Raw genomic sequence first — 14,559 nt, forward strand, 5'->3', positions numbered from 1 at the left:
CTATGAAAAGGATATATAAAATAACACTTTTAGTTGGTATAACTATTTTAGTTTCATCTTGCCACAATAATTCGGCACCAAACTATCAGTACTTCCCTAATATGTATGAATCTGTAGGTTATGAAACTTACTCAGAAGCAAAGATATTTAAAGGTGGAAAAGAAGGACAACTTCCTGTAGAAGGAACTATCAATAGAGGTTTTGAACCTTATGAATATGAGAATTCAACTGCTGGTTATGAATTGGCTAAAGCTAATTTAAAATCACCTTTAAGTGAAGCGGATAGAAATTCAGGAAAAGGAAAAGAACTTTTCGAAATTTACTGTATCAGTTGTCATGGTGCAACTGGAAACGGTAAAGGTAAATTGGTTGAGAGAGAAAAATTTCTTGGAGTACCTAGCTATAAAGACAGAGTTATTACTGAAGGAAGTATCTTTCACGTTGAAACTTATGGTTTAAATGCAATGGGTTCACATGCAAATCAATTAAGTGCCCATGAACGTTGGTTAGTTGCTGACTATGTTCTAAAACTAAAAAGCCAATTATAATTGTTGAACAAACTGATCGTAATAGATATGTATACATTTTCAAGTAAATTAAAAACTTTTTCTATCATCCTAATGGCCCTTGGTATATTAGGAATTGGATATGGTTTTTTAACTGCTCCTAAAAATATTGAAGAGGTAGAAACTCTTCTGGCAAAAGAAGCATCAGAGCACGGTGGAGGACATGGTGAAGCCGCTGCGGCACATCATGAAGAAAAAGCTGAAGCAACGCAACACGCAGAAACAGTTGAAGCAGTTCATCATGAGGAAGCAAAAGATGCAAATGCTGAAGAGGCAGCAAGTAAAGATTCTCTTGTAGCTAATGAAGATACTACCCATGTAGTAAAAGCTGAAGAAGCACACGAAACTGAAGCTGCAGTTGCACATGATGTAAAAGCGGATAAGCATGCTGAAGCTTCTCATCATGATCCTAAAGCACATGCGGAACACGTTTTGCATCAATTGCAAAACAAACCTTGGTCTGCTTTATATGTTGCTAGTATTTTCTTCTTGCTACTTTCTATGGGAGTTTTAGCATTTTATGCTATTCAACAAGTGGCTCAGGCAGGTTGGTCTCCAGTATTGTTTAGAGTTATGCAGGGAATTACGGCTTATTTGCCAGTGGCTTCTGTAATTTTCTTTATTATTTTAGTTTTATGCGGATTACACTTTAATCACATATTTGTATGGTTAGGTGAAGGTGTTACAGATCCAAAAAGTCCTAATTACGATGCAATCATTGCTGGTAAAGCAGGTTATCTAAACTTTCCTTTCTGGATCGTTAGAGCGGGAATCTTTTTATTAGGATGGAACTTATACCGTCATTATTCAAGAAAAAATTGTTTAGCTCAAGATGAAGCTAATGATGATTTAAATTACAAAAAGAACTTTAAGTTATCTGCTGGATTCTTAGTATTCTTTATCGTATCTGAGTCTATTATGTCTTGGGATTGGATTATGTCATTTGATCCACACTGGTTCAGTACATTATTTGGATGGTATGTTTTTGCTTCTTTCTTTGTAAGTGGTATTACTACTATCGCACTAGTTACAATATACTTAAAATCTAAAGGTTATTTAGAGTATGTAAATACAAGCCACATTCACGATTTAGCTAAATTTATGTTTGGTATTAGTGTTTTTTGGACTTATTTATGGTTCTCTCAATTCATGTTGATCTGGTATGCTAACATTCCGGAAGAGGTTACTTACTTCGTAACAAGAATTCAATTATACAATTTACCATTCTTTGGTGCTGTAGTTATGAACTTTGTATTCCCATTATTAATATTAATCAATACTGACTTTAAGCGTTTAAGCTGGGTTATTGTAATGGCTGGTACTGTTATTTTATTAGGTCATTATGTTGATTTCTTTAATATGATTATGCCTGGTACAGTAGGAGATAGATGGTTTATTGGTGTTCCTGAAATTGCATCTATTCTTTTCTTCTTAGGTTTGTTTATTTTTGTTGTATTTACTGCATTAACGAAAGCGCCTCTGTTAGCAAAAAGAAATCCTTTCATTGAAGAAAGTAAACATTTTCATTATTAATATTTAAAGAAGTAAACAGATGACAAGTTTGTTGGTAATTATAGTTTTAGTTTTATTAGCAGTTGCATTATGGCAATTGACCAAGATATTTGATCTTACTCAGGTAGGATCTTCTTCGGACGATTCTCAGGTTGCATCAGATAATGATAATAATATTCAGGGATATATTATGTTCGGCTTTTTAGCTTTCATTTATATCTTCACGATTTACGGTTTACTAAAATGGGGTGGTTTAGCACTTCATAGTCCTGCTTCAGAGCATGGACTTTTAGTAGATAATTTAATGAATATTACTTGGGTTTTAATTTTTGTAGTTCAATTTATTACACAAGGTTTATTATACTGGTTTTCTTTTAAATATAAAGGAAATAAAAATCAAAAAGCTTTGTTTTTTGCTGATAGTAATAAGTTAGAAGCAATCTGGAGTATTATTCCATCAGTAGTTTTAGCTTGTTTAATCCTTTATGGATTATATGCTTGGAACAACATTATGTTTGTTGACAAAGATGAAGATGTAATTGAAATTGAATTATATGCTCAACAATTTAAATGGACTGCAAGATATGCTGGACAGGATAATGTTTTAGGAAAAGCTAATGTTCGTTTAATTGAAGGTGTGAACACTTTAGGTGTTGATATGTCAGATCCTAATGCTCAGGATGATATTGTTGTTAGTGAATTACATATTCCTAAAGGTAAAAAAATACATTTCAAAATGCGTTCTCAAGACGTATTGCACTCCGCTTACATGCCTCACTTTAGAGCGCAAATGAACTGTGTTCCTGGAATGGTTACTGAGTTTGCTTTTATTCCAACTTACACGACTTCTGAATACAGAGAGTTGCCATTTATGGTTGAAAAAGTTGCAAATATCAATAAACTAAGAGCTGAAAAAAGTGCTGAGTTAGTTGCTAAAGGTGGTACAGCTTTAGATCCTTATACATTTGATTATTTATTACTATGTAATAAAATTTGTGGAGCTTCTCACTATAACATGCAAATGAAAGTGGTTGTAGATACTCCGGAAGATTATAAAAAATGGTTAAGTGAAAAAACAACTTTAACTCAAGATATTAAAGCGGCAGCAGCTGCTGAGAAACCAGCTGAAGGAGTTGAGCCAACTACAGATAGTACCGCTAAAGATACTGTAAAAGCAGTTATTGATACTGTAAAAGCGGTTGTAGCTAAAGTTGCTATGAGATAATATTTATTAAGAAAATTTAAAGTACACATATATGTCAGCAGAAGCGCACGGTCACGATCACGGACACGATCACGAGCACGAACATCATCATAAAGACACGTTCATTACTAAATATATTTTTAGTATTGATCACAAAATGATTGCTAAGCAATACTTAATTACCGGTATTATTATGGGTATAATTGGTATTGCAATGTCTTTGCTTTTCAGAATGCAATTAGCATGGCCAGAGGAGTCTTTCAAAATATTTAATGTTTTATTAGGAGATAAATTTGCACCTGATGGTGTAATGGCTAATGATATTTACCTGGCTTTAGTTACAATTCACGGTACCATCATGGTATTCTTTGTACTGACGGCTGGTTTGAGTGGAACTTTTAGTAATTTACTTATTCCACTTCAAATTGGAGCTCGAGATATGGCTTCTGGATTTATGAATATGATTTCATACTGGTTGTTTTTCTTATCTGCTGTAATAATGTTAAGTTCATTATTTGTTGAAGCTGGACCAGCTTCTGCAGGTTGGACAATTTATCCGCCATTAAGTGCTTTACCACAAGCTATTCCAGGTTCTGGTACAGGTATGACTTTATGGTTAGTTTCTATGGCTATCTTTATTGCATCTTCTTTAATGGGATCTTTAAATTACATCGTTACTGTAATCAACTTAAGAACTAAAGGGATGTCTATGACTAGACTTCCACTTACTATCTGGACATTTTTCGTAACAGCTATTATTGGTGTTATTTCGTTTCCAGTTTTATTATCTGCCGCATTATTATTGATTTTTGATAGAAGTTTTGGAACTTCATTCTTCTTGTCTGATATTTATATTGCTGGAGAGGTTTTACACTATCAAGGTGGTTCTCCGGTATTATTTGAACACTTATTCTGGTTCTTAGGACACCCTGAGGTTTATATCGTAATCTTACCTGCAATGGGTCTTGTTTCTGAAATTATGGCTACGAATTCTCGCAAACCAATCTTCGGATACAGAGCGATGATTATGTCAGTTCTTGCAATTGCATTCTTGTCTACAATTGTATGGGGTCACCATATGTTTATTTCAGGTATGAATCCTTTCTTAGGATCTGTATTTACATTTACAACTTTATTGATTGCAATCCCATCCGCTGTAAAAGCATTTAACTGGATTACAACTTTGTGGAAAGGTAACTTACAGTTTAACCCTGCAATGTTGTTTTCTATCGGAATGGTTTCTACTTTCATCACTGGAGGTTTAACCGGAATCATTTTAGGAGATAGTACTTTAGATATTAACGTTCACGATACTTACTTTGTAATTGCTCACTTTCACTTAGTAATGGGTATCTCTGCACTTTACGGAATGTTTGCTGGTATTTACCACTGGTTCCCTAAAATGTATGGAAGAATGTTGAATAAAAATTTAGGTTATATTCACTTTTGGGTAACAGCTGTTTGTGCTTATGGAGTATTCTTCCCAATGCACTTTATCGGATTAGCTGGTTTACCAAGACGTTATTATACAAATACAAACTTCCCATTATTTGATGATTTACAAAATGTGAATGTTTTAATTACAACATTTGCTCTTGTAGGAGGTGCATTCCAATTAGTATTCTTATACAACTTCTTTAGTAGTATTTTCTATGGTAAAAAAGCAGTTCAGAATCCATGGAAATCTACAACATTAGAGTGGACAACTCCAGTAGAGCATATTCACGGTAACTGGCCTGGTGAAATTCCTCATGTATACCGTTGGCCATATGACTACAGTAACCCAAATCATGATGTAGATTTTGTGCCGCAAAATGTACCAATGAAAGAAGGTGAAGAAGTTTTACACCACTAAAAATATTTCAAAAAGACTATCAGAAATGATAGTCTTTTTTGTTTTAGTTAAAGTTTGACCCGTTCAATTTTACTGTTTTACAAACTGATTACTTTGTATATCTTTGTAAGATGAATGAAAACTTAGATCCTACTACAAAGGGATACAATCCAGAAGAGCTAGATCTTGAAAAAAGATTGCGTCCGCTATCATTTGATGATTTTGCCGGACAAGATCAGGTTTTAGAGAACCTGAAAGTTTTTGTCGCTGCTGCTAATCAGCGTGGTGAAGCACTTGACCATACGCTTTTTCATGGACCTCCGGGATTAGGGAAAACTACATTGGCCAATATATTAGCCAATGAATTGGAAGTTGGAATTAAAATTACTTCCGGGCCTGTATTAGATAAGCCTGGTGACTTGGCCGGATTGCTTACTAATCTTGACGAGAGAGATGTTTTATTTATTGATGAGATTCATCGTTTAAGTCCTATTGTTGAAGAATATTTATATTCAGCAATGGAGGATTTTAAGATAGATATCATGATTGAATCAGGGCCAAACGCCAGAACTGTTCAGATTAATTTGAATCCGTTTACTTTAATTGGTGCTACTACACGTTCGGGGCTATTGACTGCTCCAATGCGTGCTCGTTTTGGAATTTCATCTCGTTTACAATATTATACTACTGAACTTTTAACTACTATTGTTGAAAGAAGTTCTTCAATCTTAAAAATGCCAATTTCTTTGGATGCCGCAATCGAAATTGCTGGACGCAGTAGAGGAACACCTCGTATTGCTAATGCTTTGTTGCGCAGAGTTCGTGACTTTGCACAAATAAAAGGTAACGGAACGATTGATCTGGAAATTGCTCGTTACGCATTAAAAGCATTAAATGTGGATGCACATGGACTCGATGAAATGGATAATAAAATACTATTGACTATTATAAATAAGTTTAAAGGCGGACCTGTTGGACTTTCAACATTGGCAACAGCAGTTTCTGAAAGTAGTGAAACGATCGAAGAAGTTTATGAACCTTTTTTAATTCAAGAGGGGTTTATTATGCGTACACCTCGTGGGCGTGAAGTAACGGATAAAGCTTATAAACATTTAGGGAAATTAAATACAAACATTCAGGGCGGCTTATTTTAATTTTTTTTCAATGTCTGAAAATAAAAAATATAGTTATCCGAACAAACTTTCCATTTTTAGATTCTTTTTGGATGCCGAAGGAGTGCGCAAAAAACCTATTCCGTTTCATAAAAAATATTTTGATAAACTTGGTGATTCTTTTTCTCTGAGAATCGGTATTTCAAAGCACTTGATTTTGTCAAGGGATAATGAAATCGCACAGCATATTTTACAGAAGAATCAAAAAAATTATCATAAATCAAAGTTTCAGTCGGTTTATCTTTCCAAGTATTTGGGAAAAGGACTGTTGACTGTTGATGGCGTTTTTTGGCTTAAACAGAGAAGACTTATTCAGCCTGCATTTCACAAGGAAAAAATGAATCAGTTGATTGAAAACATGAATCATACGATTGTTTCAGAATTAGATGTTTTAGTGAAAGAAAAAGAGGTTGATCTTTTTCCAGTAATGAGCCAGTTGGCTTTTAATGTTGTTGCAAAATCTTTATTTGAACTTTCTATTTCTGAAGAAAAGCTAAATCGTATAAAAGTTATTATAGAAGAAGTTCAGAATTTCTTAATTAAAGAGATACGACTTCCTCATAAAGCTTGGTGGTTTTCTGCTACTGGTCAGGTGAAAAAACATCTTGAATTAGCAGAAGAAAATAATTGTATTATTAGGGAAATTATAGAAGAGAGAATTTCTTCAAACGAAGAGATTAATGATTTGCTGAATATGCTTTTAGATACCCGTTACGAAGATACTGGTGAAGGAATGTCAGTAAAGCAATTAATAGATGAAATTAAAGTTCTTTTTATTGCCGGACATGAGACAACTGCAAATGCCTTAACTTTTACTCTTTATCTTTTGGGAAGAAATCCGGAAATACAACAAAAAGTTTTTGACGAAATTCTTGAAATTGAATCGCAAACTGAAAATGTAGTCGAGCAGCTTCAAAAAATGACTTATATAAATGCAGTTTTAAATGAATCAATGCGCTTGTATCCGCCCGCATGGATTACGGATAGGCAAAATGTTGAGGATGATAGTATTGGTTTATTCTATTTGAAAAAGGGGACTTTAATTGGGCTTTCTTTTTATGAATTGCATCGAAATCCTAAATATTGGGAGAAACCAAATGATTTTAATCCAAATCGTTTTCTTGGAGAACAAAAGAAGCATTCAATGCAATATTTTTATCCCTTTGGTGCGGGACCCCGAATGTGTATTGGTGCCGGATTTGCTATTTATGAGATGTGTTTGACCATTTCTCATATTGTGAAAAAATATGCAATTAAAACGGTTAATTCGGATATTAAACTTAATCCGCTAATAACATTGAAACCCGTAGGAGTCGAAGTTATATTCTCTAAAAGATGACAATCAATTCAAAAGAGACATATTCGAAATTTATAAAAGCTGAAGCAAAACGACTTGGTTTTCTTTCTTGTGGGATATCTAAAGCTGGATTTCTTGAACAGGAAGCGCCTAGACTTGAGAAGTGGTTAAAGAATAATCATAACGGTCAGATGGCTTATATGGAAAATCATTTTGATAAGCGATTAGATCCGACGTTATTAGTTGATGATGCAAAAAGCGTAATTTCACTTTTACTTAATTATTATCCTGCAGAATCTCAGAACCATGAAAGTTTTAAAATTTCCAAATATGCTTATGGCCAAGATTATCATTTTGTTATTAAAGAAAAATTAAAGGAACTTTTAGATGCTATTCAAGAAAATATCGGAGATGTTTCAGGCCGTGCTTTTGTTGATTCTGCGCCTGTGTTAGATAAAGCCTGGGCTGCAAAAAGTGGATTGGGCTGGATTGGCAAAAACAGTAATTTGCTAACTCAAAAAGTAGGTTCGTTTTACTTTATTGCAGAATTAATACTTGATTTAGATTTAGACTATGATCATGCTACTACGGATCATTGTGGATCGTGTACTGCTTGTATTGATGCTTGTCCCACTCAGGCAATAGTTGCTCCCTATGTTGTTGATGGAAGCAAATGTATTTCCTATTATACAATTGAACTAAAAGAGAATATTCCTTATGAGATGAAAGGGAAATTCGATGAGTGGATGTTTGGTTGTGATACTTGTCAGGATGTTTGTCCGTGGAATCGTTTTTCAAAACCACATTCTGAACCCTTATTTAATCCTAATCCTGAATTGCTTTCTTTTTCAAAGAAAGATTGGATTGAAATAACGGAAGAAACTTTCAAAAAAGTCTTTAAAAATTCTCCAATTAAGCGAACCAAATTCGATGGTTTAAAACGCAATATTAACTTTTTAGATTAAAGAAAAAGTTAGATATCGGTTTTGATTATTTTTTTTCTATTGAATTGCCTAATAATTTGCTTCCAGAATTTTATTTCCCATATTTTTATAAACGAAGAAAAAGACACATTTTTGTAAGAACCTCTTTTACAATTTGATATATGTGTCTTTTTTGCAATGTAGGAAATGAAACACAACATGTGTATTTTGTCTATGTTTTTTATCGACAAACGGTAAATCTATTGAAAGTTTGTTTTATTGATCAACAATAATTTTATTATAGAATCTGGTAATTAAATTATTACTTCTCTTATTTATTGAGATGTAAGAAAGCGTTTGTGAATTTTGAAAGTGCAACAGTTTTTTTATTTAATTAAAAAGATAAAATATTTATTAAAACGTTAAATGTTTGATAATCAATATTTATTCGTCTTGTTTGTAGAATAAATTATCTAATTGTAGAGATGTCTTTTAACTCATTTTTTATTTGAAAAAAGTGAGTTCAATAGTAATAAATTTTATTAAAAATAATTACTTAAGAAGAAAAACGCCTTTAACATATTGTAAATAAAAAGTAAACAAATGTTAAAAATGAAACCTCTTTTTGTAATTTTTAATTTTGTAAGATTTTTTGATGTTTTGTTATTAAACTAAAGATAATCTGTCTTAATTCATAAAAAATTAATAAATTTCTCCTTTTATATTGATGAATGATTAATTTTTTTAAATATAAAAGGGCGTTTTGCTTGAAAATAAGTGTAATTCAACGTTTTTATAGGTAGTTTGTCGACTAATGTAGCTAGTTATTAGGTGTTTATCTATTTTCGCCACACCAAAACTACCATGAAATTATGAGACTATTTTTATGTCTTGAGCCGATTACTCAAATGGTTCAATCATTTTTTGAATTAAGAAAAAAATCTCACTTCAGATTTTTTTTTAATTTAAAATCCCTTCATCATATTTTTTCGTATGTCTGCTATATCCTGAAAACCGTGATTGGTTATTCGGTTAACAATATTTGTATTCCTCAAATCTCATTTGTGTATGCGTAACTTTACTTTTAAAGGCCGTAATTTATTTAGGCCATTTTTTATTGCTTTAGTACTTCTATTATCAAACGCATCTTTGTTTGCGCAAATTTGCGGTACCCCTGGAGTTGATGGCCCTGTAACAGTATCAAGTTCTGTAAATACTTATTATCCTATTACAGGAAATGTTACGATGAATGCCGGAGCAAAATCCATAGTACTAAGTAAAGTACCAGCAACAGATGGTTATCTTAATAATTTTGGAGCGACTCCAATTTCTGCAGGCGATTTGATTTTAATTATTCAAATGCAGGATGCTACAATAGATTATACAAATAGTACAAGTTATGGTTCTGGAACTGCAAATAGTGGCTTGGATGGTTTAGGAGGGACTGGTTTTACGGCTATTGGCAATACTGGTATTTTTGAATATGTTATTGCAACTAATAACGTACCATTGACAGGAGGGAATTTAACATTTAAAGGGACTGGTTCTGGCGGCGGTGTGCTCAATAGTTTTTTTAACGCAGATGCAACAGCAACAAGAGGGAAAAGAACATTTCAAATCGTTAGAGTGCCACAATATTCTAATTTAACACTTACATCTAATATTACTACTCCACCTTTTAATGGAGTTGCAGGTGGTGTAATCGCTTTTAATGTTTCAGGGACATTCAATTTTGCAGGATATACAATTGATGGAACTGCTCGTGGTTTTAGAGGTGGTTATAGTCCCAGAGCAGACTCTAATCTAAATGATGCTAATACTTATGTGGGATTATCAACTAATAATAAAATTTCTGGAAAGGGAGAAGGAATAGCAGGAACACCACGCTATATGTGGGATGGATATAATCAAGTTGATAATTTAGTTGAAGGAATGCCGGGAGGATCTTCGGGAAGAGGAGCTCCAGCTAATGCAGGAGGAGGAGGTAATGACCATAATACTGGCGGCGGTGGAGGCGGTAATGGTGGATATGGTGGTTTAGGTGGTGCCGGATGGCAAGGTGGTAATGGTAATATTCTTCCCGCAACAGGAGGAGGAAGACCGGGTTTTAGATCATATCTTACAGCTGTTCCATTTCCGAGGCTTGTTATGGGCGGAGGCGGTGGAGCCGGTGATGCCAATAATGCTTCATCTGGTGTAAAAGGTGGTGTAGGAGGTGCTATTATTCTCGTTAATGCCGGTACAGTTTTGGGAACTGGTAATATTTATGCTAACGGCGGAAAGGGGGCACCTGGCGCTTATTCAGGTTCGCCTGACGGAGCTGGAGGAGGAGGAGCTGGAGGAACAGTATTATTAAATATTTCTAATGATAGTAATGCAACTATTAGAATAGAGGCGAATGGAGGAGCTGGAGGAAATACGGAAAATGATAATAACGATGAGCACGGACCTGGTGGTGGTGGTGGTGGTGGAATTATTAGTCATAATCTTTCAGGTACAGTAAGCATAATTACTAGTGTACTTGGTGGCGTAGCAGGTAAATCTAATGCTGGTAATGGAATCAGTCACGGAGCTATAGGTGGATCGGTTGGTTATGTATCAACATTTACAATACAAGATGTTCCGCCAAATTTGCAGGTAAATTCAAATTGCTTTCCTATTCTTGAGACCAAAGTAAAAACTTTATCAACAGCGTCAATTTGTAATTCCATTGATGAGAAAGTACCTTATGAGGTTCAGATAAAAAATACTGGGGTAGGAAATGCTGCAGGAGTATTTTTAGACTTTCTTTTTCCAGCAGGTATTGAATTTGATTCCGCTACAGCAACATATTCACTTGATGCTTCCGGGCCTTCTGGACCTTTGGCTAATAGTGCTACGGCAAATAATCCTTTATTTGGTGGATTTAATATCGCACAAAATGGAATTGTAACAATAACCTTAGTAGGGAAAGTTGCAACATCAATTACTGCCGGGACATATAGCTCTAATGCGCAAGCTTTATATCTTGATCCTACTCGTACAACTGCCGATCCAAATAGAAAAATAACACCATTTACAAATGCTTATGGAACGGTTAGTAAAAATTATGAAGGATTAAACCAATCTAATGTCCCGGGTACTAACTTTATTGGAACTAGTTCGACTGCAGATGATATAACAATACTAGCTTTGCCAACTGCGCCGACCGTTACAATTTTACAGTCAAGTTGTGCTACTCCAACAGGAACAGTAACGGTAATTATGCCAGCAAATGCCTCAGGAATAAGTTATACATTGACAGGAACAAATCCTATAGCAGCACCGGTAAATAATACAACAGGTGTTTTTTCGGGATTGGTAGCGGGCACTTATAAAGTAACAACAAAAAATGCACAGGGATGTACTTCATCTCCAACTACTGGTATCGTTATAAATGCAGTTGCTGGTGCACCAACGACTACAGGAGTATCAATTTGTCAGGATGGAACGGGATCATTAACAGCTTCTTCATCATGCTTAATTTCAGAGAGCACAGGAGCGAAAATTGCTGTGGCAGGAACGAGTGCAACTGCAGGAACCAATACACTATCCTGGGTAAATCCTGAAAAAATTACTTCGAATGATTCGAGTAATGCTACAGTTGCTGTCTCAAGTGGAGGGAGTTTTATAACGCATTATCTTCAGGGAACTAATTTTGGCTTTACAATTCCAACTAATGCTACAATAAAAGGTATTCAAGTATCAATTAGTCGTTTTAGTAGCGTTGATAGTAATAATAATAATGTAAAAGATAATGTTGTCAGTTTGATTAAGGCTGGATCCATTATGGGTGCAAATAGAAAAGTCACAAATAGTAATTGGTCAACTAGTTCTACGACTGTTATTGATTATGGAGGTACATCAGATTTATGGAATGGTTCATGGAGTCCTTCTGATATTAATTCGCCAGATTTTGGAATAGTATTATCTGCGGATATTAATAGAGGAAATGGAAATGGAAACGGTACTGTAACTGCATCGGTTGATTACATGCAGATTACTGTGAATTATACCTTAGGAGAAATTGAATGGTATACCACATCTTCTGGTGGAACACCAATTTATAAAGGTTCTTCTTTTAATCCTGTAGGTGTTACCGGATCAGGTTTAACAAATACAAGTACACCGGGGACAAAAACCTATTATGCTGCCTGCACTAGTGGTTCAAGTTGTAGAACAGCTACAAATTTTGTTATTAATGCGAAACCAACTATATCAGGAACAACACCGGCTTCACGATGTGATGGAGGAACGGTGACATTGGGAGCTGCGGCTTCATCAGGAACAATTAATTGGTATGCTGCTTCAACAGGTGGTGCATCTTTGGGAACAGGTGCAAGTTTTACAACACCAAGTTTATCAACAACAACCAGTTATTATGTAGATGCAACGGAGAATGGTTGTACAACTGCGGACAGAACTGCAGTTGTCGCTACGGTAAATACGTTACCAACTATAAATTCAACAACAGAAAGTTCTAGATGTGGTACGGGGACAGTAACATTAAGTGCAACAGCATCAACTGGGGCAACCATCAATTGGTATGCTGCTTCAACAGGTGGAACATCTTTGGGAACAGGAACGAACTTTACAACACCAAGCTTATCAAGTACTACTACTTACTATGTTGGTGCTACCTCTACTGAAGGATGTCCTACGTCATCAAGAATTGCAGTTGCAGCCGTTATAAACACTATTTCTACAGTTACACTTACCAGTGGTACACAAAATCCAGCAGTTTGTGCAGGGACAGCAATCACTAGTACTGTTTATACTTTTGCTGGAAGCGCAACGAATGTTGTAGTAACTAATTTGCCAGCTGGATTAGCATTTGCTGTTGATTCTGGTGCAAAAACAGTAACTATTTCAGGAACTCCAACAGTAGGAGGAACTTATACAATAACAACTGTTGGGCATACTGCTCCTTGTGTAGCAGCTACAATTAAAGGAATTGTGACTGTAAATACTTTGGCAGCTCCAATATTAAGTACGATAACACAACCAAATTGTACAGTAACTACAGGAAGTTTTACTATTACCAATTATGATGCTTCTTATACTTATACAATAATCCCATCAACAGGAGTTAGTAGAACGGGAAGTTCGGTTACAGCTCCGGCTGGTAATTATACCATTAAAGCGACAGCCAATAGTTGTGATTCTGCAAACACAGGATTTGTAATTAATGCACAACCCTCAACACTTTCAGTTCCAACACTAAGCACTGTGACCCAGCCAACGTGTACAACGGCAACGGGAAGTTTTACGATTGACAATTACGATGGGACTTACACTTATACGATAACGCCATCAACAGGAGTTATTAGAACAGGAAATTCCATTACAGCTCCGACAGGAAGTTATGTAGTTAAGGCAACATTAGGAGTTTGTAGTTCAGGAAATTCAGCTACGACATCTGTTAATGCACAGCCTTCAACACCTGCAGTTCCAACACTAAGCGCTGTGACCCAGCCGACGTGTGCAACGACAACAGGAAGTTTTACGATTGACAATTACAATGCGGCTTATACTTATACGATAACGCCATCCACAGGGGTAACACAAACTAATGGTACTGTTACGGCTCCACAAGGAAGTTATACAATAAAAGCAACACTTGGATCTTGCAGTTCATCAGATTCAGTTGCAGCGGTTGTAAGCGCTCAGCCTTCAACGCCAGCAGTTCCAACACTAAGTGTTGTGACCCAGCCAACTTGTACAACGGCAACAGGAAGTTTTACAATTGACAATTATAATGCGGCTTATACTTATACGATAACCCCATCAACAGGTGTTAATAGAACAGGAAGTTCTGTTACAGCTCCACAAGGAAGTTATACAATAAGAGCAACACTGGGATCTTGCAGTTCATCAGATTCAGTTGCGGCAGTTGTAAGCGCTCAGCCTTCAACACCTGCGGTGTCAACACTAAGCGCTGTGACCCAGCCAACATGTACAACGGCAACAGGAAGTTTTACGATTGACAATTACAATGCGGCTTATACTTATACGATAACGCCATCAACAGGA

Annotated in this window: 7 protein-coding genes and 1 pseudogene; all 8 read left to right on the forward strand. The window is 35.3% G+C overall.

The window, feature by feature from the left end; genetic code table 11:
- Nucleotides 1–2 precede the first annotated feature (2 nt).
- Complete coding sequence (locus IRZ99_RS18235) at nucleotides 3–548, forward strand: cytochrome c (protein WP_072970536.1); 546 nt, start codon at nucleotides 3–5, stop codon at nucleotides 546–548.
- Between the two features lie 27 nt (nucleotides 549–575).
- Nucleotides 576–2,099, forward strand: coding sequence for a quinol:cytochrome C oxidoreductase (locus IRZ99_RS18240; protein WP_194658599.1), 1,524 nt, complete (start codon nucleotides 576–578; stop codon nucleotides 2,097–2,099).
- A 19-nt stretch (nucleotides 2,100–2,118) separates the two neighbouring features.
- The gene (locus IRZ99_RS18245; RefSeq protein ID WP_194658600.1) at nucleotides 2,119–3,303 is read left to right on the forward strand and encodes a cytochrome c oxidase subunit II; all 1,185 of its coding nucleotides are present in this window, start codon (nucleotides 2,119–2,121) and stop codon (nucleotides 3,301–3,303) included.
- 31 nt (nucleotides 3,304–3,334) lie between these two features.
- The gene (locus IRZ99_RS18250) at nucleotides 3,335–5,137 is read left to right on the forward strand and encodes a cbb3-type cytochrome c oxidase subunit I (protein WP_099710744.1); all 1,803 of its coding nucleotides are present in this window, start codon (nucleotides 3,335–3,337) and stop codon (nucleotides 5,135–5,137) included.
- 110 nt (nucleotides 5,138–5,247) lie between these two features.
- Nucleotides 5,248–6,270, forward strand: a complete 1,023-nt coding sequence (gene ruvB, locus IRZ99_RS18255) for a Holliday junction branch migration DNA helicase RuvB (protein ID WP_194658601.1) — start codon at nucleotides 5,248–5,250, stop codon at nucleotides 6,268–6,270.
- Between the two features lie 10 nt (nucleotides 6,271–6,280).
- Nucleotides 6,281–7,627: a cytochrome P450 gene (locus IRZ99_RS18260; protein ID WP_194658602.1), complete on the forward strand. Its 1,347-nt coding sequence runs from the start codon at nucleotides 6,281–6,283 to the stop codon at nucleotides 7,625–7,627.
- Complete coding sequence (queG, locus tag IRZ99_RS18265; RefSeq protein WP_194658603.1) at nucleotides 7,624–8,550, forward strand: tRNA epoxyqueuosine(34) reductase QueG; 927 nt, start codon at nucleotides 7,624–7,626, stop codon at nucleotides 8,548–8,550. The genes IRZ99_RS18260 and queG overlap by 4 nt, the downstream gene beginning before the upstream one ends.
- A 1,026-nt stretch (nucleotides 8,551–9,576) precedes the next feature.
- Nucleotides 9,577–14,559: pseudogene (locus tag IRZ99_RS18270) on the forward strand (DUF11 domain-containing protein); the annotation flags it as partial.

Origin of the sequence: Flavobacterium sp. LC2016-12 (genome assembly GCF_015351595.1) — a bacterium.
Taxonomy (GTDB): domain Bacteria; phylum Bacteroidota; class Bacteroidia; order Flavobacteriales; family Flavobacteriaceae; genus Flavobacterium.